Origin of the sequence: Sagittula sp. S175 (genome assembly GCF_049800975.1) — a bacterium.
In the GTDB taxonomy this organism is placed as follows: Bacteria; Pseudomonadota; Alphaproteobacteria; order Rhodobacterales; family Rhodobacteraceae; genus Sagittula.
Window position 1 is genome coordinate 48275 of record NZ_JBNAGB010000025.1, and the last position, 17743, is coordinate 66017.

At 65.0% G+C, this 17743-nt stretch carries 18 protein-coding genes; 12 read left to right on the forward strand and 6 right to left on the reverse strand.

The features are described 5' to 3' along the window. Positions 1–99: 99 nt before the first annotated feature. Entirely contained in the window at positions 100–1092 is a 993-nt protein-coding gene (locus ACP16H_RS22305; RefSeq protein ID WP_425074435.1) for an MDR family oxidoreductase, read from the reverse strand. A gap of 15 nt (positions 1093–1107) precedes the next feature. Continuing rightward, positions 1108–1740, reverse strand: coding sequence for a TetR/AcrR family transcriptional regulator (locus ACP16H_RS22310; RefSeq protein WP_425074436.1), 633 nt, complete (start codon positions 1738–1740; stop codon positions 1108–1110). A 144-nt stretch (positions 1741–1884) separates the two neighbouring features. Here ACP16H_RS22310 and ACP16H_RS22315 point away from each other — a divergent pair, with 144 nt between their 5' ends. The 4 genes from ACP16H_RS22315 (at position 1885) to ACP16H_RS22330 (ending at position 4861) form a co-directional block, all read left to right on the forward strand. Then, positions 1885–2328, forward strand: a complete 444-nt coding sequence (locus ACP16H_RS22315; RefSeq protein ID WP_425074437.1) for a curli assembly protein CsgF — start codon at positions 1885–1887, stop codon at positions 2326–2328. Positions 2329–2424: 96 nt separating this feature from the next. After that, positions 2425–3396, forward strand: coding sequence for a CsgG/HfaB family protein (locus ACP16H_RS22320; protein WP_425074438.1), 972 nt, complete (start codon positions 2425–2427; stop codon positions 3394–3396). Between the two features lie 98 nt (positions 3397–3494). After that, a complete protein-coding gene (locus ACP16H_RS22325) occupies positions 3495–4127 on the forward strand; it encodes a hypothetical protein (RefSeq protein WP_425074439.1) in 633 nt (210 codons plus the stop codon). Next, positions 4124–4861: an SH3 domain-containing protein gene (locus tag ACP16H_RS22330; protein WP_425074440.1), complete on the forward strand. Its 738-nt coding sequence runs from the start codon at positions 4124–4126 to the stop codon at positions 4859–4861. The genes ACP16H_RS22325 and ACP16H_RS22330 overlap by 4 nt, the downstream gene beginning before the upstream one ends. Positions 4862–4912: 51 nt before the next feature. Here ACP16H_RS22330 and ACP16H_RS22335 read toward each other — a convergent pair whose 3' ends face one another. From ACP16H_RS22335 to ACP16H_RS22345, 3 genes are all read right to left on the reverse strand, one after another. Further along, positions 4913–6277, reverse strand: a complete 1365-nt coding sequence (locus ACP16H_RS22335) for a hypothetical protein (protein WP_425074441.1) — start codon at positions 6275–6277, stop codon at positions 4913–4915. Between the two features lie 266 nt (positions 6278–6543). Next, positions 6544–7185, reverse strand: a complete 642-nt coding sequence (locus tag ACP16H_RS22340; RefSeq protein WP_425074442.1) for an alpha/beta family hydrolase — start codon at positions 7183–7185, stop codon at positions 6544–6546. A gap of 10 nt (positions 7186–7195) precedes the next feature. Beyond that, complete coding sequence (locus ACP16H_RS22345; RefSeq protein WP_425074443.1) at positions 7196–8431, reverse strand: Tm-1-like ATP-binding domain-containing protein; 1236 nt, start codon at positions 8429–8431, stop codon at positions 7196–7198. Positions 8432–8609: 178 nt separating this feature from the next. Here ACP16H_RS22345 and ACP16H_RS22350 point away from each other — a divergent pair, with 178 nt between their 5' ends. From ACP16H_RS22350 to ACP16H_RS22385, 8 genes are read left to right on the forward strand one after another with little or no spacing between them, the layout of a single operon-like run. Further along, the gene (locus ACP16H_RS22350) at positions 8610–9545 is read left to right on the forward strand and encodes a tripartite tricarboxylate transporter substrate-binding protein (protein WP_425074444.1); all 936 of its coding nucleotides are present in this window, start codon (positions 8610–8612) and stop codon (positions 9543–9545) included. 60 nt (positions 9546–9605) lie between these two features. After that, positions 9606–10139 (forward strand): tripartite tricarboxylate transporter TctB family protein, encoded by a 534-nt coding sequence (locus tag ACP16H_RS22355; RefSeq protein ID WP_425074445.1) that lies wholly within the window; start codon positions 9606–9608, stop codon positions 10137–10139. Between the two features lie 7 nt (positions 10140–10146). Further along, positions 10147–11751, forward strand: a complete 1605-nt coding sequence (locus ACP16H_RS22360) for a tripartite tricarboxylate transporter permease (protein WP_425074446.1) — start codon at positions 10147–10149, stop codon at positions 11749–11751. Next, entirely contained in the window at positions 11732–12988 is a 1257-nt protein-coding gene (locus tag ACP16H_RS22365) for a cytochrome P450 (protein WP_425074447.1), read from the forward strand. The genes ACP16H_RS22360 and ACP16H_RS22365 overlap by 20 nt, the downstream gene beginning before the upstream one ends. Positions 12989–12997: 9 nt before the next feature. Beyond that, positions 12998–14287, forward strand: a complete 1290-nt coding sequence (locus tag ACP16H_RS22370; RefSeq protein ID WP_425074448.1) for a glutamine synthetase — start codon at positions 12998–13000, stop codon at positions 14285–14287. Next, complete coding sequence (locus ACP16H_RS22375) at positions 14287–15003, forward strand: type 1 glutamine amidotransferase (protein ID WP_425074449.1); 717 nt, start codon at positions 14287–14289, stop codon at positions 15001–15003. The genes ACP16H_RS22370 and ACP16H_RS22375 overlap by 1 nt, the downstream gene beginning before the upstream one ends. After that, complete coding sequence (locus ACP16H_RS22380) at positions 15003–15797, forward strand: IclR family transcriptional regulator (RefSeq protein ID WP_425074450.1); 795 nt, start codon at positions 15003–15005, stop codon at positions 15795–15797. Before ACP16H_RS22375 ends, ACP16H_RS22380 begins: the two co-directional genes overlap by 1 nt. A gap of 10 nt (positions 15798–15807) precedes the next feature. Beyond that, positions 15808–17160, forward strand: coding sequence for an aspartate aminotransferase family protein (locus tag ACP16H_RS22385; protein WP_425074451.1), 1353 nt, complete (start codon positions 15808–15810; stop codon positions 17158–17160). Positions 17161–17313: 153 nt separating this feature from the next. Here the strand turns inward: ACP16H_RS22385 and ACP16H_RS22390 are convergent, their stop codons facing one another. Next, positions 17314–17715: an SCP-2 sterol transfer family protein gene (locus ACP16H_RS22390; protein ID WP_425074452.1), complete on the reverse strand. Its 402-nt coding sequence runs from the start codon at positions 17713–17715 to the stop codon at positions 17314–17316. Between the last annotated feature and the right edge of the window lie 28 nt (positions 17716–17743).

Sequence of the window (17743 nt, forward strand, 5' to 3'; positions counted from 1 at the left end):
ACAGATCTGGAAATGGTACGCTTTCAAGCGCTTAATCGCCCTTGTCCATCGCGCAGTTTCAGCGCGGTGAATGCCCCGGCGGACCGGGGCATTCGCGTGTCACCCCAATTCAGGCGCCACCGGGACGATGATCCGGCCCCTGACCTTGCCGTCGATGAAATTTGGAGCGGTCTCGATCACCTTGTCCATCGGGACTTCGACAGAGAGGTCAGCGAGCCGTGTCATGTTCAGCTCGGATGCGAGTCGCGACCATGCTTCACGGCGGCGCGGCGCGGGGCACATGACGCTGTCGACACCCGCCAAGGTCACGCCTCGCAGGATGAATGGCGCCACGGAGGTCGGCAGGTCCATACCGGCCGCCAGCCCGCAGGCCGCTACGGTGCCGCCGTAGCGGATCATGGACAGCAGGTTGGCCAGCACCGTGCTGCCTGCCACGTCCACGCCGCCTGCCCAGCGCTCCTTGTTCAGCGCCCGGACCTTGCCGGACAGCTCTTCGCGATCGACAATCGATGCAGCCCCGAGCCCCTTCAGATACTCCGCTTCCGACGCGCGCCCCGTGACTGCGGCCACGTCATACCCGCGCGCCGACAGCAACAGTGTCGCAACCGACCCCACGCCGCCCGCTGCGCCCGTCACCGCGATCTCGCCCATGTCGGGCGTCAGTCCGTGCGCCTCCAAAGCCATGACGCAAAGCATCGCCGTATATCCTGCCGTTCCGATCTCCATCGCCTGCCGCATCGAGATGCCCTCGGGCAGTGGCACCAGCCAGTCGCCTTTGACGCGCGCCGTGCGGGCCAGCCCGCCCCAATGCACTTCGCCCACGCCCCAGCCGTTCAGCACAACCTTGTCACCGGGCGCGTAGTCGGGATGCGCGCTTTCGGTGACCACGCCGGCGAAGTCGATGCCCGGCACCATCGGGAACTTGCGCACCACCGGCGCCTTGCCCGTGATTGCCAGTGCGTCCTTGTAGTTCAGCGTGGACCAGGCCACGTCCACGCGCAGGTCGCCCTCGGGCAGCATGTCATCAGAGACTTGCGTCAGAGACACGCTCTGGGCGTCGTCGGTCTTGTCGATCAGGATTGCGTCGAACATCAGTTCCTCCGGTTGTCAGACGATAAGTTCAAAGAAAGTCTTGGTGAATCCCTGGAGCGGCTGCGGACTGCGTTCCATCTTCGCGCGCAGCACGGCGCCTTCCCAGCCTGTCCAGAACAGCACCGCGAGGGCATCGGGATCAGCCCCCGGTCGCAAGCCACCGGAGTCGGCGGCCTGCGACAGAACGCGCGCGGTCCGCGCCTGCCAGTCTTCCAGCACCGCGACAAGCCGCGCGCGAAACGGTTCCGGCAGCGCCCCCATCTCCTGCCCGAGGTTTCCCACCAGGCAACCCCGGACAAAACCATGCCGCGCCATGCCCTTTTCCGCATCGACGCAAAAGGCGCGCAGCCGGTCCAGCGGAGGCAACGCGGTGTCGCCGAAAAAGCGATCCAGACGGGCGACGAAATAAGCGTGATACGCGTCGATCAGGGCCGCACCGAAATCGGCCTTCGATCCGAAGTGGTGGTAGAAACTGCCCTTGGGCACGGCTGCGGCCTTCAGGATTTCGTCCACCCCGGTGGCGCCATAGCCCCGTTCCGTCAGGTGCTCCAGCCCGGCGCGCAGCAACCGCTGCCGCGTCTCCGAAAGATCGGGCGCGATACGGGGGCGGCCTCGGCGGCCAGACGATTCAGGGGCCTTCTGAGTCATGCGTATTTTGTAGACCAATCCGTCCAATAAAGTCGAGTCGCAATTCGGCCTGCGAAATCCCCAAGAAATTTGCGTCCAATTTATCTTTAATTAAGCGCCTCACGTGCAGTCTCCGCCGGAAACGTTCGGTTGAGATTTGTTGATATGACACGCCTTCTCCTTGTGACCGGCCTCCTGCTCCTGACCACCGGATTGCCTCGGGCACAGGACCTGACCTACCAGCCGATCAATCCCAGCTTTGGCGGCAGCGCGTTGAATTCCACGCATCTTCAAGGGCTTGCCACCGCACAACGAAATGCGACCGCGTGGGATTACGAACCGCCTGCCGCAAGGGCGACAAGCCAGCCAACGGCCCGCTCTCAGACCGATCTGTTTGTCAGCCAGTTGCAAAGCCGACTGATGTCCACGGTCTCGACCCAAGTGGTCGAAGCCATGTTCGGCGAGAACCCGCAGGATCAGGGGTCCGTTACTTTCGGGACGACATCCATCGACTTCTACCGGGATTCCGGGGCGATCAACCTGACGATTATCGATTCCCTCGACGGCTCGGTGACAGAAATTTCCGTCCCCCTGCTCGTCGCGAACTGAGGCACACCTGTGACCTGCCGCCCCCTCCTCGCCTGCCTCGTGTCGATTTTGCTTGCGGCATGCACTCTGAACGATGCGCGGATGCCGGACAGCCCGATGCCCGCGGCCCTGGGCGAGATGACGCTGCAGAACCGCGCACTGCGGGCCGTTCCCATGCCCGAGAAGCGTGTCACCGTGGCGATTTACGACCTTCCAGACCAGACCGGACAATACAAGGAAAGCAGCACGTCGCAGAACCTCAGCCGCGCGGTGTCCCAAGGCGGCGCGGCCATTCTGGTCAAGGCGCTCCAGGACGCAGGTGAAAAGCGCTGGTTCTCTGTTCTGGACCGTTCGGCGCTGGACAATTTGCTGCGCGAACGCCAGATCGTCACCGAGATGCGCCGCATCTACCGGGGCGAGGACCAGATCGACGCCTCGGTGCTCGGGCCGCTGTCCGCGTCGGGACTGCTGATCGAAGGCGCCATTATCGGCTATGATTCCAACACGATGACAGGGGGTTACGGCGCCCGTTACCTTGGGATCGGCGGCGACCGGAAATGGAAGCTCGACGTGGTCACCGTGACGCTGCGCCTGCTTGCGACCGAAACCGGTGAAGTCCTTGCCAGCGTCGTCGTGCGCAAGCCCATCGCCTCGGCGTCCACCCGTGGGTCGATCTTCACCTATGTTGCCATGGACGAGATACTGGAGGCCGAGCTGGGTCAGGCCAGCAACGAACCGCGCCAGATCGCGCTGGAACAGGCCGTCGAGAAGGCCGTCATGGCCCTGATCGCCGAGGGGGCCATGTCCGGCGCCTGGGCCTTTGCGGACCGCGACGCGGGGGATGCCTGGCTCGCCGCCTATCTGCGCTCCAAGTTCGACGGCGATGTGTCGCGCATGGCCGCCGAGCCGTTGCAAGTCACCCGCCCCGGCGTTTTGACCGTCCGCCCGACCGTACCGCGCCGTCCGCCACCAGCCCCGCGGATGCAGGTGCGACAGTTGCCTCCCGCCGCCACCCAGCCCGGGCCCCAGCCAACGGCCCGGCGCCTGCCGCCGCCGAACGGACCTCAAGGGCAAGAGGTGCTTGGCTGACCCGTACTGCGAACTGTCCTGATTTCTTTATCGAAAGCGCGGGCGTTTACCGCCCCTCCACCCGACTGTGGCAGACTTCGGCGAAACTGGAGGCGCGCGTGGATCGCAGATTTATCCTTTTGCTCTGGCTGTGGCCGGGAATTGCCTTTGCGGACGGCAACCGCATCTCCCTTTTGCAAGTCGCGCCGCTGACTGCCGGAAACAGCCTCTTCTCCGATCAGGGTGCGGCGCAGGACAGCCTCGTCCACGGTTTGTCACCCGGTCTCGACGCGAACCCGGCGCTTCAGGTCGGACAACTCAACGCGGCGCACATCACCCAGAGCGGCTCCCGATCCGAGGTTCGGCTGTCACAGATGGGGAGTGCCGGCATCGACGCAGAAGGCTTGCGCAACCATGCAACGATCCTGACCCCCGGCGCGGACCAACTGGCCATTCTCGACCAGCGCGGCACAGACAATGTGGGCCGCGTCCTGCTCGGGCGCGGCAGCAGCCTGTCAGGCGAGCTGTACCAATCCGGCGAGGCCCTGCGCGGAGAGGTCCTTGTGCAGGGCCACGGCAGTCGCGGCGTCCTCGTGCAGGCCGGCACCGGCATTGATGGCGCGCTTCACGTCAACGGTGCTGGCGCGGATGTCAGCTACACGATGATCGGCCGCGGTATGGCCGGCTCGGTCCCGGCCACTGTCATGACCAATATCGGTGGTGGGCAGATCACGATCCGGCAAACGCGATGAGCCGACGCATCTGGCTCATGTCCTGCGCGTTTCTCGCCTGTGCCAGCGCGACGCACGCCCAGCACAACGACGTCATCACCGCGCTCTCCGGCACGTGGTACAGCTTTGAGCCGAGCCGCGGCCTGTCCGGGGCCTGCGCCATCCAGCTCTATGCGGAACCGGCGTCGCCGCCAGAGTTCAAGGCCGAGACGAAAGAGTGCAGATCCCCTCTGGGCCAGGTGAACGGCTGGCGGTTCTCGGATGGCATGATCCGTCTGACCGCCAGCGGTGTCGAGATCGCCGCGCTCGGCGGCCACCAGCTGCGCATGAGCGGAGAGGATTCTGCCGGGACGCCGCTGGTGCTCGACCGCCCCGAAGGGGACCAGAATGCCCGCGCCATCAAGGCTGCCATCGGGGCCTATCGTTGCCTGTTCCTTGGCTATACGGACCAATGCGCTGCGCCAACCGACACCCGGTTTCCGCCTGTCTCTGACGTGGCGCGGATCACCACGCTGGTCGCCTTGAACCTTCGCAGCCAACCGCGCGCCGATGCCTCGGTGATCGCCCAGCTGCCGCCCGGTACGGTCGCGTCGACGGACCTTTGCCTTGTGACCGCAGACGGGCCGTGGTGCCGTGTGCAGCTGGGCGAGGTCTCTGGCTGGCTTGCGCGCACGGCCCTGCGGCAAGGCGAATGGCCCATCCTGACCTACAGGATCACCCCCGCCTCACCCGACGGGGGCCATCCCAAAGGATGACCCCCAACCCCGCGCACGCCGAAATCGCGCGGAGTTATGGCGAGCAGCGGCTTACTGGATGATACCGACGCTGTTGTAGGCTCCCTCCACCGCGACATTGGCGACGTTGAAGCTGCTGCCCTGCGACACGGCCACCTGGTTGAAATCACCGTTCAGCGACAGCTGCGCCGAGTTCAGATCCCCCATCTGGCTCACGGCAAAGGCATTGCCCGTGCCGCCGGGGAACACCTGTCCGACCTCGACGCGCAGGCTGTTGTCATATCCCGATTGCATCAGGGCGCCCCCCGTCAACCCTGCCATCCCGGCCACGTCTCCCGCGGCACCGCTCATCATCATCGGGGTCAGGTCCCATCCGGCGACGCCGCTCGCCGCATTTGTGTTCTCCGCAAAGATGTTGACCGCGAGCGTATTGGTGCCCCCGGTCTGCATCGCGTGGACCAGGTTGCCGCCCATGCCGCCATCCACCTCCAGGTCGATGCGTTGATCGTAGCCCATCTGCACCACGTTCACCTGGTTGTTGCCGGAACGCACGAAACCCCAAGCCGCGTTGCCCTCCTGCTCCTGAACCACGTCGATATCGTTGAACGTGCCCTGCACTTCGACGCTGATCTCGTTGCGGTCGCCGAACTGGCTCGCCCACATCTGGTTGTCGTCCGCGCCCGCTGGCAGGTAGAAAGCGCCGTAGTTGCCGCTTCCGCCCGTCGCGAACATGCGCATTCCGACGTTGTTGCGACTGCCGTTGCTGTGAATGCCAAGGATGTTGTTCCCGCCTGTGCCCTCGTAGGACAGGGCCATCTGGTTGTCGTCGCCGTAGATCGACCAGTAGAACATACTCGCCGTTCCGGCCTGATACGACGCGAACTGGTTGCGGTTGCCACCGATCGAGAAATCGGCGTTCTGGCCGCTGCCGGACTGGACGATCATCCCCCCGACGGCCCCGGTCATCATGGCATCGCCGGTCAGCGGCGCGCCGCCGTTGTCACTGCCCTCCAGCGTAAAGCCGAAGTTGTTGTTGGTCCCGTCCTGCTGGATGGCTTCGACGGAGTTGCCCATGACCTCGACCCGCTCCTGAATGGTAAAGCGGTTGCCCTGCCCGTTCTGGGACGCCGTTGCGATGGTGTTGTTGTCGCCGCGCTGAATCAGGGTCATCTCGTTCATGTCGCCGGTCTGCTGGACCGAGCCGATCACGTTGCCAAAACCGATCTGCGTCAACGTCAGCTGGTTGGTGTTGCCACTCTGTGCCACTCCCGAACCCGCGTCCCCGACCCAGTTGCCGGTCCCCTGAGACTGGTCGATCAGCACCTGGTTGCCCTCGCCGGACTGCTGCAGGGTGATCTGGTTTTCGGCGGCCAGCGACGGCACCCCGACCCCGAGGGCGATGGCGGTCGTGATCATGAAGGCATTGCGTTGTGTCATGGAGACTCTCTCGATTGCTACCCGGCCCCTCCTCCGCCGCACACGGCACAACCCGTGCGGTGCACCTGGCGTGGGGCGCCGCAGAGGTGCCATGACGCGACTTGCGCCCGGGTAAAGAAAGCCGATTGAGAGTCCCTCAAATGCCCGCCGGATTTGCCGCAAAATCCGTGCAGTTTCCGGGCGCCCGGAAAACCCCGCAAATTCTGTGCCCAAGGCCAGAACGAGCTTCGGATCTGCGTCTCAAAACGTCTAGAAAGCGCGCGACTTCAGGACCCGCGCAAAATTCCGGCAATCCAGCCCGCGCTCACCTCTGCCACCTCTGTCAAAAGCGCGTGCTGCGTCTGCCCCGTGACCCGCTTGCGCGGCACCAGATCGTGGTCACCATCGTCCAGCCAATGCATGCGGATCCTGTCTGACAATGTATAGTCCGCCACCTCGGCACGCGTACCGAAAGGGTCTCGGGTGCCTTGACAGATCAGCATCGGCGCGCGGGTCTGTGCCAGATGGGCCGTGCGCAGTTTCTCCGGCTTGCCCTGCGGATGGAACGGATAGCCGAGGCACAGAACCCCCGCGATCCGCCCGCCGTCCCACAGGTCATCGGCCACCATGCTCGCCACGCGCCCGCCCATGGACTTGCCACCGATCACCAGCGGACGCTCAGAGCCAAGAGCCTGAATCACCTCGATATATTCGTCGCAGAGCAGCTCCACTTTGGGCGGCGGCCGCTTTGGCCCGCCAGTACGGCGCGCGGCCATGTAGGCAAATTCGAACCGTGCCACGCGCAGTCCCTGCGCCCCGAGGCCCTGCGCCACGATATTGAGAAAATCCATATCCATGGGAGCACCGGCACCATGGGCCAGCAGGACCATCGCGGCTGCGTCCTCGGGCCCGTCAAAGATGAACTCCATGGGAATGCTCCTACCCCGTTGTCACCATACCTGCCGCGATCCAGTCATCGAATTGAGCCAGCACAGCCTCGGCAAAGCCCGCATCATTTATATGCGCATCAAGGTCTGTCAGCGTGACATTATCCGGACAACAGTGTCGCACTTCTTCCACGAACGCCTTCAGCCCCTCGGCGTCATGCAGCGGACCGCCGGGTCTGTCCCATTCGTTGCCGCCCTGCACCGGCAGAAGGAAAGCCGTCGCCCCACGTGCCGTTGCCAGTTTCCGACACATCTCGCGCGCCATCTCGCGGCGCTGGTCGGCCGTCATCATGACGGAGGACAACAGGCGGTTGTGGGCGTGGACCTCCTGCCCGCGCAGCCTCTCCGGCGCCTCCTGCCAGCCGACGAAATCCACCAGATCGTAGCAGCCGATGGACACCAACTGCGGGATGCCCGCGCGCCCGGCGTTGGTCATACGATCCGCCCCGGCGCTGATGTGCGAGCCCATCAGGTGATTGCCCACCTCCTGCGGTGCAAAATCCATGACACAAGCAAAGGCGCCCTCGGTGGCAAGGCTTTCGAAGGCGCGCCCGCCCATACCCGTGGCGTGGAAAACCGCCACCTCGAAGCCCCGCTCCTCCAGCGCCGGTTTCAGCGCAACCATATAGCGCAGAACGGTTTTCCCGAAGGACGTCATGCCAATCAGCGGGCGGTCGAAGCGCGGCTTCTCAACCGCCCGCGCGGCCCCCAGAACAGCCCCGGCGGCCTGCGACAGCGAGGCCTTGCAGACAGAGTTCAGCCCGTAAAGCCCTCCGGCCCAGAGGATCATCTGAATGTCCGCCGCCAGCCGCTCGGCGGGGATCAGGGGAGAGAAACTGACGGTGGAGACCACGTATTTCGGCACCCCCAGCGGCAGCGCGGCGCAGACGTCCAGCGCCAGATCGGTGCCCATGGTGCCGCCCAGCACGATCACCCCGTCGAACAGACCTTCGCGATAAAGCCGCAGCGCCAGCGCCGCCGCCCCGCGTGCCATGATCTGCATGGCGAGGTTTTCGTCCTCGCCCGCGATGGCCTGTGCTATGATGCTGCCACCGGCCTCCGCCACTTCGTGTTTCGAGTAGTCACAAGGGGTTGCAGGATCGCCAAGGACCGAGACATCCATGGTCAGCACACCGCCGCCCTGCCCCCGGATGACCTCGGCCAGGTAGTCAAGTTCGTCGTTCTTGGTGTCATATGTCCCCACGACGAGGATCGTCCGGTCGGTCATCTTGGCGTCTCCCTGGGTTCACTATACGAACCATCATTTCGAAAATTATGGCAACCGGTCGGCGGCGCTGTCAATCGTCGCAACCGTTTCAAGGAATCTGTTGACAGGTACGCTCTACCGTTCATCATAAAAACACCACTACAGGTTCGAATAACGAACCGGACACAGGGAGTAACAGATGAAACGCGCACTGACTGGGGGCCTCGCAGCCCTGTCCATGGCTCTGGCGGGCGCCGCCTTTGCCGAGTACCCCGAAAAGCCCGTCAGCTTTGTCGTGCCATGGCCTCCGGGTGACCTGGAGGACGTGCTGACCCGCATGATCGCCGAGGATTTCCAGGCGGAATACGGCGTCGCGGCGGCCGTGGTGAACAAGCCCGGCGGCGGCGGTGGCCCCTTCCCCGGCGCCATCGAGGTCGCCAACGCGCCCGCCGACGGCTACACCATCGGGTCCTTCGTGCCTGCCGTCCCGCTGATCGGCCACGAGATCGACATTCCCGACCTCGCGCCCGAGAAGTTCGACCCCATCGGCATCTTCCTGACCTACCCCTTCGTCATCGCGACGAATGGTGACGCGCCGTATTCCTCGATGCAGGAACTGGCGGACTACGCAAAGGACAACGACGTGGTGCTCGGCCACTTCGGCGACGTGCTGACGCCGACCCAGGTGACCAAGGCGCTGTCGAAGAAGATGGGCTTTGAATGGGGCTCGGATGCGGCCTTTGACGCGCTGGACTGCAACACGCTGGCCTCGGGCGACGCGGATGTCATCAACACGACCTTGCAGCTGATCCTGCCCTGCCTCGACCAGGTCAAGGTGCTGGTGTCCATCACCGGCGAACGCATCTCCAAGGTGCCGGACACGCCGACCATCGGCGAGGTCGATCCCGAGCTGAACATCGCCCTGTGGAACGGCTTGTTCGTGACCAAGGACACGCCGCAGGACGTGCGCGAGAAGATCGCCGCCGTGGCGTCTAAAACCGTCATGTCCGAGCGCGCCCAGAAGGTCGCCGAGGAAACCGGCGCGCAGGTCTACTGGCTGAACGCCGAGGAAAGCGCCGAGGTCATTGCCAAGGACAAGGCAACCCTGGGCACCATCACCGCCACGCTGGAATGATCCTGTCGTGACTTTGGGGGGCCTTTCGCGGCCCCCTCCCCCCCTCCCGAGAGCCATCTCATGAGCCTTGAAACCGATCTTCAGGCCCGCACGCGCGTGGCCGGGCAAGTCCTCTTTGTCCTTGTGGCGCTGGGGCTGAGCCTGCTGGCTCTGAGCCAGATCACGGGTCAGACCGCGTGGATCGAAAAGTCCAAAAGCTTTGCCGCGCAGCCGCGGTTCTGGCCTGCGGTGGCCTTGGCGTCGATGGTCGTGCCGCTGGCGCTGCACCTGTGGCTGATGAAACGCCGCCGCCCCGCGCGCGAAGACTGGCAGGAGGCGAAGCGCTGGCTGGAACCGGTGGAATATGCCGTCTGGTTCATGGCTTACGTGTTTCTCGTGCCGTGGATCGGCTTTCTGCCGATGAGCCTGATCTTCGCGCCCCTGCTGGTCTGGAGACTGGGCTACCGCACGCGCCCTGCCCTGCTGGTCGCGGCCCTCTTCGCGCTGGCGACGGTGATCCTGTTCAAGGGTCTGCTCGGCGTAAAGATCCCCGGCGCGCATCTGTATGAGCTGTTCCCCGACGCCCTGCGCGCCTTTGCGCTGCAATACCTGTGAGGGCCTGATGGACATCCTCTTTTCCGCCTTCGACGTGCTCGCCCGCTGGGACGTGCTGCTGGCGCTGCTGGTGGGCAGCATCGGCGGCGTGGCCATCGGCGCGATCCCCGGCGTGGGGCCTGCGGTCGCCATCGCCATCCTGCTGCCCGCGACGTTTTCCATGGACCCGATCGTCGGCCTGACGGTGCTGCTGGGGATCTATGGGTCGTCCATGTACGGCGGGTCGATCCCCGCCATCCTCATCAACACCCCCGGCACAGCCGTGAACGCGCTGACCACCTACGACGGGTTTCCGATGACGCTACGGGGCGAAGGCCGACGCGCGCTGTCGCTGGCCTATTCGGCCAGCTTCTTTGGCGGCGTGTTCTCGGTGCTCTGCCTGATCCTGCTGTCGCCGGTGCTGGCCAAGGTCGCGCCCATGTTCGGCGCGCGCGAGATCTTCCTCGCGGCGCTTCTGGGCATCATCCTCGTCATCACCGCGCACAAGGGCCAGATGCTCATCGCCGCCGCGCTGTCGGGCTTTGGCATCTTCCTGTCCACGGTCGGGCTGGAGCCGGTGAAGTACACACGGCGGTTCACCTTCGAGCAGTCTTGGCTGGCGTCGGGCGTCGACCTGATCGTGGTGGTCCTCGGCCTCTTCGCCCTGTCGCAGGCCTTCATCCTGCTGACCATGGATGACGAGAAAATCCGTACGCCGAAATCGCGCGGCTCGTTGTTCCAGGGCTTCCGCGAGCTGGCACGGCATCCGCGTGTCGCCGCCGTCTCGGCCAGTTTCGGCGTACTGATGGGCATGATCCCCGGCGTGGGCGAGTTCACCGCGCAGTTCATGTCCTACACCTCGGCGCGCAAGCTGTCGAAGACGCCCGAAGCCTTTGGCCATGGGTCATCCGAAGGCCTGATCGCGTCCGAGACGGCGAACAACGCCGTTCCAGCCGCCGCGATGATCCCGTTGCTTGCCTTGGGTATACCGGGCGAGGCGCTGACCGCGATGATGCTCAGCGTGTTCTACGTGCACAACGTCGTACCCGGCCCGGCCCTGTTCCAGACCCAGATGGATTTCGTGGTGGCGCTGTACCTTGCGCTGCTGATCCTGAACGTGCTGGTGGTGGGCTTCCTGCTGGTGTCGACCGGATGGCTGGTGAAGCTGACGCAGATCCCCAACCGCTTCCTTGGCATGTGCGTGCTGATGCTGTCCTTTGTCGGCGTCTACTCGATCCGCAACAGCGCGGTGGACTGCGCCATTGCCGCAGTGTTCGGCCTGTTCGGCTACGTGCTTAAGCGGCTGAACATGCCCATCGTGCCGATCATCCTCGGCATGGTGCTGGGCAACATCATGGAGGTCAAACTCCGTGCTGCCATGAACCGGGTGAAGGTGCCGTGGGATTTCATCGACCGCCCCATCGCGTTCCTTTTGTTCTGCGTGATCGTGCTGATCCTCGTCACGACCTTCTGGCGCGTGTGGCGCGACTGGCGTGCCCCCGACCGCCGCACACTGTCCCGGAAATCCTCCGAACGCTTCGTGCGCCGCATCGCGGGCCGCAAGAGCCGCCATTTCGACGACCGACTAAAAACCCAACGCCGCAGGAGGACCTATGACCATCTGGGTTACTGAGGACGACGGCCACGCCGACCTGGGGTCACATGACTCGTTTGCGCGCGGCGCGCCCTACAACACCTTCGCCCGGCTGCGGCGCGAGGCCCCCTGCCACTGGTCCGACTACGCACAGGGCAAGGGCTACTGGTCGATCACCCGGCACGAGGACATCGTGGCGATGATCCGCGACACCGAGACCTTTACCAGCGGGCATGGCATCCGCATGGAGGACCAGACCGAAGAGGAATACCTCGCGCGGCGCACCTTTCAGGAGGTGGACGGGCGCGAGCATCGCAAGGTGCGGATGAAGGTCACGCGGGCGTTCTCGGCCTCGGTCATCGGTGGTTTCGAGCAGCAGGTGCGTGACCTCTGCGGGCCGATCCTCGACCGCGCGCTGGAGATGGGGACCTTTGATGCCACGCGCGAGATCGCGCGGGAACTGCCGATGCGGATGTTGGGCCAGATCCTTGGCGTGCCGGACGAGGACCTGCCCTGGCTGGTGGACAAGGGCGATGCGCTGATGGCGAACTCGGACCCCGATTTCACCGCGCATGTGGTGGACAGGATGGACACCGATGCCTACCGGCTGATGCCCTTCAACTCTCCCGCCGGGGCGGAGCTGTACGAATACGCGCGCGACCTGATGAACCGCAAGAACGCAAGCGGGGATACCGACGGCATCCTGCACATGGTGTTGCAGCCCGACGAGAACGGCGAGGTGATCTCGGACACCGAGTTTCGCAATTTCTTTTGCCTGCTGGTGGCGGCGGGGAATGACACAACGCGCTATTCGATTGCGGCCGGGATACAGGCATTGGCGCGGCAGCCGGGGTTGTTGCAGCAGTTGCAGGGCGGCGAGGTCTGGGACACCGCACCGGACGAGATCGTCCGCTGGGCGTCTCCGGCGACGTACTTCCGCCGCACCGCGACGCGGGACGTGGAGGTCCATGGCCAGCAGGTCCGCGAAGGCGACAAGGTGATCTACTGGTTCGCCTCGGCCAACCGCGACGAGACCGTGTTCGACGATCCCTACCGGTTGGACCTGACGCGCAAGCCCAACCGGCAACTGGCCTGGGGTCAGGGCGGCCCGCACGTCTGCCTTGGCATGCACCTTGCGCGGCTGGAAATCCGCGTGCTGTTCCAGGAACTGGTGGCACGCATCAAGGCGATCCGGCCTGCGGGTGACGAAGCCTTTGTCCGATCGAATTTCGTGAACGGGATCAAGCGCCTGCCCGTGACCCTGACCCCTGCTTGAGAGACTGACATGCAAGACCGCCTTCGCGCCCTGTTCTGCGATCACCTGTCGATCTACCGGGGCAAGTACCTGCCCGGTTCCAAGATCGGCACCGACTCGTCCCGGTTCGCCCGCGCGACCTTTGGCGTGCATTACGACCGCGACCTGCTGCTGGATGCACCCCATGCCCGCGTGCGCGACGGCGCGCCGGACATGGAGCTGCGCTGGCAGGCCGAGGACATCCGCCCCGGCTGGGAGACCAACACGCAGGTGGTCATCGGCGATCTGTATGACGACGAGGGCCCGCTGTCGCTCTGCCCGCGTGGCGCGTTGAAACGTGCCATCGCCGACTGGCAGAAGCACGGGCTGACCCCCAAGCTGGGGATCGAGCTGGAGGCCTACGCGCTTCAAGGCGACGAGAGCGGCAAGCTGCGCCCCTACGATGCGCCGGGGGGCGTGGTCTATGGCACCGGGCCGTTCGCCGACCCGATGCACATCAACGACATGATCTGGCGCAAGGCCGAGGAGCTTGGCTTTCGGCTCGACATGATCACGGCGGAATATGACAGCCCGCAGTTCGAATACACGCTGACCTTCGACGACGCATTGCAGGCGGTGGACGATATCGTGCTGTTCCGCCTCATGGCGCGCGAGGTGGCGCTGAACCACGGGATCGTGCTGACCTTCCTGCCGAAACCCGTGCCTGAGTTGGGCGGATCGGGGATGCACATCAATTTCTCCTTTACCGATGCGCAAGGCAACAACGCGTTGGCCAACGGGCCAAAGGGCGGGCCTGCGCATATGAACGACCTGGCGCGCGGCTGTGCGGCGGGGCTGCTGCATCACCACAAGGGGCTGGCGGGGCTGGTGGCGCCGACGACGTCGAGTTACCTCCGCCTTCAGCCCGGAGCCATGTCGGGCTACTGGCAGAACTGGGGCGGCGACCATCGCGGCGTGACGACCCGCGTGTCCGGTGAAGGTGGCAAGAAGGCGCGGCTGGAGCATCGCATGGCAGATGCCTCGGCCAATCCTTACACCGCCTGTGCCGCCGTCCTGCAGGCCGCGCGGCTGGGATACGAGGCGGGACTGACGCTGCCCGCGATGGAGACCGGGGACGGGTTCGACAAGATCGACGCCAAGGTCGGCACCGCGCCGAACCTGCGGCAGGCGATGCGCGACCTTGCCGCCGATACCGCGCTGTCGGACGCCGTGGGGCGCGAGCTGGTGGAGCATCAGGTCTTCATGAAGGAGCGCGAGTTCCGCAAGACCCGCGACATGGAGCCAAACGCCCTGCTGGATTTCTATGTGTGGTTCGTGTGATGAATCTGGCGATCCTCATCACCAACACGGATTTTTCCGACTTCGCGACGGCCCGGCCCGACGATGGCGAGAAGTTCGCCGCGTTGATCGCCGAAGTGCGCCCCGATTGGCACTATACGCCGTTCCGGGTGTGCAAGGGTGTCTTCCCCGAGGATGTGGCGGCCTATGACGGGCTGATCGTGACCGGCAGCCCGGCCTCGGTGACCGAGGATGCGCCGTGGATGCTGCGTCTGGCCGCAGTGTTGCGCGCGGCGCTGGACCGTCGGCAGCCGGTGTTCGGCGCGTGCTTCGGGCACCAGCTGATCGCGCGGGCGCTGGGGGCCGGAATCGTGCGGAACCCCGAAGGCTGGGGGCATGGGCTGCTGGAGGTCACGCGGACCGGGCGCACGCCTTGGGCCGTCGAGGGCGAGGTGCTGCATCTCTATGGGTCGCACATCGAACAGGTCGCCGAGGCGCCCGAGGGGGCGCGCGTGGTGTTCGAAGGACCCGGGCTGCCCGTCGCCGGGCTGGCGCAGGGCAACCACCTGTTCACCATCCAGCACCACCCGGAAATGACGCATGGGTTCATCACCGATCTGGTGGAGGAATACGCCGAGGTGGTCGGCCCGGAGGTGACGGCACGGGCGCGTACCTCGCTGGCACGCAGGGCCGACCGTGTCGCCTTTGCCGAGGAAATCGCGCGGTTCTTCGAGACCGGCACGGGGGAGGCACGCTGATGGGAACGATCACCAAGGCGCTGGACCTGCTCGATCTTTTCTCGTCCACCCACCCCGAGATCGGGCTGGGCGAGTTCACCCGCCTGACGGGGCGCGACAAGGCGACGGTGCATCGGCACCTGACGGAGCTGGCGGAAAACGGCTTTCTGGAACAGCACCCCCTGACGCGCGCCTATCGGCTGGGACCGGCGCTGCTGCGCCTCGCTGCGGTGCGCGAGGCGGCCTTTCCGATGCGCAAGCTGCTGCATCCCATCGTGGCCGCGCTGGCCGAGGATGTGGGCGAGCTGGCGCATGCCTCGCTTTTGCAGGGCGACGCGCTGTCGCCGGTGGTGCATGCCGATCCGAAGCTGCACGGCGTGTCGGTCCATTTCGACGAATCCGAGCTGTTGCCGCTGCACGCAACGTCCTCGGGGCTGGCGGTGCTGGCCTTTGGTCCGGATGCCCTGCGCGAACGCGTGCTGGCGCGGCCTTTGGCGCATCATACCGGGCAGACGGTGACCGATCCAACGGCGCTGAAGACGCTGATCGTCGAGGTCCGCAAGACCGGCGTGGCCCGGCTGGAAGGGGCGTTCGATGCCGAGGTGACGTCCCAGGGCGTGCCGCTTTACGGCGAAGGCGGCGTGATCGGCGCGCTGTCCGTGGCCGTGCCGTCCATCCGCGCCCAGCCCGAGAAACTGGCCGAGATCGCCACCCGCCTGAGGGCCGCCGCGCAGGAGGCCTCGCGGTCGCTGGGCGGCCCGTCCCCATCCCATTCGCGGCCCCTGCCCCATGCGGCACGGGCGGCCCATCCGTAAGAGGTTCGTGATGAAAGACACCAATTTCCTGAAAGAAAACAACGCGCGCCACATGTGGCACCCCATGGCGCATCCTGCCGACAGCCTGAACAACCCGCCCGACATCATCGTCGAAGGCGACGGGGTGGAGATCACCGACGTGGATGGCAAGCGCACCGTGGACGCGGTGGGGGGGCTGTGGAACGTGAACCTCGGGTATTCCTGCCAGCCGGTGAAGGACGCCATCGCGGCACAGCTGAACCGGCTGCCGTATTATTCGACCTTCCGGGGGACCTCGAACGATGCGGTGATCGAGCTGTCCTTCATGCTCAAGGAGTTCTTTGCGGCGGACGGGCTAACGCGGGCCTTCTACACCTCGGGCGGGTCGGATTCCGTCGAGGTGGCGCTGCGGCTGGCGCGGCAGTACCACAAGGTGCGCGGCGAAGGTTCCCGCGTGAAGTACCTGTCGCTGAAGAAGGGCTATCACGGCACCCATACGCTGGGGGCCTCGGTCAACGGCAACAGCAATTTCCGCACCCAGTATGAACCGCTGATGCCGGGGTGCTTCCATATCCCGGCCCCCTACCCCTATCGAAATCCGTTTGACGAAACCGACCCGGAGCGGTTGGCGCAGCTGTGCCTGAGCGCGCTGGAGGACGAGATCGCCTTTCAGGGGGCCGAGACCATCGCGGCCTTCATCATGGAGCCGGTGCTGGGCGCCGGTGGCGTGATCCCGCCGCATCCGTCCTTCATGCCGGCGATGCGCGAGATCTGTGATCGGCATGGCATCCTGCTGATCGCCGATGAGGTCATCACGGCCTTTGGCCGCACCGGCGACTGGACGGGTTCGCGGCATTGGGGCGTGCAGCCGGACCTCATGTGCACCGCGAAGGCCATCACCAACGGATACTTCCCGTTTGGCGCGGTCATGGTGTCCGAGCGCCTAGTGGAGACCTTTGAGGCGGACAAGACCGGCAAGGCGGCGATCGCCTCGGGGTATACGTATTCGGGGCATCCGGTGGGCGCGGCGGCGGCCATCGCCTGCCTGACAGAAACCGAGCGGTTGCAGGTCAAGGACAATGCGCGCGACCGTGGTGCACAGCTGTTCGCGGGGCTGGAGGCGTTGAAGGCGAAGTATGACGTGGTGGGCGACGTGCGCGGCGGACACGGGTTGATGTGCGCGCTGGAGCTGGTTTCGGATCGGGCGACGAAGAAGCCCATCGACAAGGAGACCATCGGGCGCGTGCATCGTGAGACCTATGAGGCCGGAACGATGGTGCGCGTCTCGGGGCCGAACATCATCCTGTCGCCGCCCCTGGTGCTGAGCGAGGCGCATGTCCAAACGATCCTGCATAGTCTGGATGCGGGGCTGTCGGCGGCCTGATTTCAACCACTGAGGGAATTCAACGGAAAAACTCTCTCAAGCTTGATGAAAGCTTCGTTAAACTACTGATTTCGAAACGGAAATCGAGTTGCGGGAGCAAATTTTCCCGCGTTTCGGCAGCGGGCCCCATGTTTGAGGCCCGCCAAGTGTTAATCACGCGGCGACCCTGGACATGGCGGCAAAACTCTTGATGAAGGGGCCAGCCATGCGCGGGTCCTTTATCATCGCAGCGTAGTCGCCGGTTTCGAACTTCAGCTTGCCGGTGGTGTAGCTGACGCCGAGGGTCATCATGGACGGCGGCTTGGTCAGCCACTTGTCCCACTGTTCCGGCGTCGAACGGATGTCCCAGTTCAGCGGCTCGCCGTTGTAGGCACCGCTGCGCACGACGTGGCCCTTTTCGACCACCAGCACGCCCTTGGGCGCGGGATCGCCCGCAAAGCCGTAGGCAATGTTGCTGTCAAAGTCGATTTCCGCCAGCGCATCGGCCAGCCCGGCCTCGGCGTTCCATTGGTTGCCGAAGGACTCCATCCATTCCGGGGAGAAGATTTCGCTCATGTTTCCGTACTCCTAAAGGTTCGGGGCG

Bases quoted from the DNA above. Each gene is read 5' to 3' on its own strand.
- ACP16H_RS22305 (WP_425074435.1), bottom strand. From the start codon at position 1,092: ATGTTCGACGCAATCCTGATCGACAAGACCGACGACGCCCAGAGCGTG.
- ACP16H_RS22385 (WP_425074451.1), top strand. From the start codon at position 15,808: ATGAAAGACACCAATTTCCTGAAAGAAAACAACGCGCGCCACATGTGG.
- ACP16H_RS22335 (WP_425074441.1), bottom strand. From the start codon at position 6,277: ATGACACAACGCAATGCCTTCATGATCACGACCGCCATCGCCCTCGGG.
- ACP16H_RS22350 (WP_425074444.1), top strand. From the start codon at position 8,610: ATGAAACGCGCACTGACTGGGGGCCTCGCAGCCCTGTCCATGGCTCTG.
- ACP16H_RS22360 (WP_425074446.1), top strand. From the start codon at position 10,147: ATGGACATCCTCTTTTCCGCCTTCGACGTGCTCGCCCGCTGGGACGTG.
- ACP16H_RS22355 (WP_425074445.1), top strand. From the start codon at position 9,606: ATGAGCCTTGAAACCGATCTTCAGGCCCGCACGCGCGTGGCCGGGCAA.
- ACP16H_RS22370 (WP_425074448.1), top strand. From the start codon at position 12,998: ATGCAAGACCGCCTTCGCGCCCTGTTCTGCGATCACCTGTCGATCTAC.
- ACP16H_RS22315 (WP_425074437.1), top strand. From the start codon at position 1,885: ATGACACGCCTTCTCCTTGTGACCGGCCTCCTGCTCCTGACCACCGGA.
- ACP16H_RS22320 (WP_425074438.1), top strand. From the start codon at position 2,425: ATGCCCGCGGCCCTGGGCGAGATGACGCTGCAGAACCGCGCACTGCGG.
- ACP16H_RS22380 (WP_425074450.1), top strand. From the start codon at position 15,003: ATGGGAACGATCACCAAGGCGCTGGACCTGCTCGATCTTTTCTCGTCC.
- ACP16H_RS22345 (WP_425074443.1), bottom strand. From the start codon at position 8,431: ATGACCGACCGGACGATCCTCGTCGTGGGGACATATGACACCAAGAAC.
- ACP16H_RS22390 (WP_425074452.1), bottom strand. From the start codon at position 17,715: ATGAGCGAAATCTTCTCCCCGGAATGGATGGAGTCCTTCGGCAACCAA.
- ACP16H_RS22310 (WP_425074436.1), bottom strand. From the start codon at position 1,740: ATGACTCAGAAGGCCCCTGAATCGTCTGGCCGCCGAGGCCGCCCCCGT.
- ACP16H_RS22375 (WP_425074449.1), top strand. From the start codon at position 14,287: ATGAATCTGGCGATCCTCATCACCAACACGGATTTTTCCGACTTCGCG.
- ACP16H_RS22330 (WP_425074440.1), top strand. From the start codon at position 4,124: ATGAGCCGACGCATCTGGCTCATGTCCTGCGCGTTTCTCGCCTGTGCC.
- ACP16H_RS22365 (WP_425074447.1), top strand. From the start codon at position 11,732: ATGACCATCTGGGTTACTGAGGACGACGGCCACGCCGACCTGGGGTCA.
- ACP16H_RS22340 (WP_425074442.1), bottom strand. From the start codon at position 7,185: ATGGAGTTCATCTTTGACGGGCCCGAGGACGCAGCCGCGATGGTCCTG.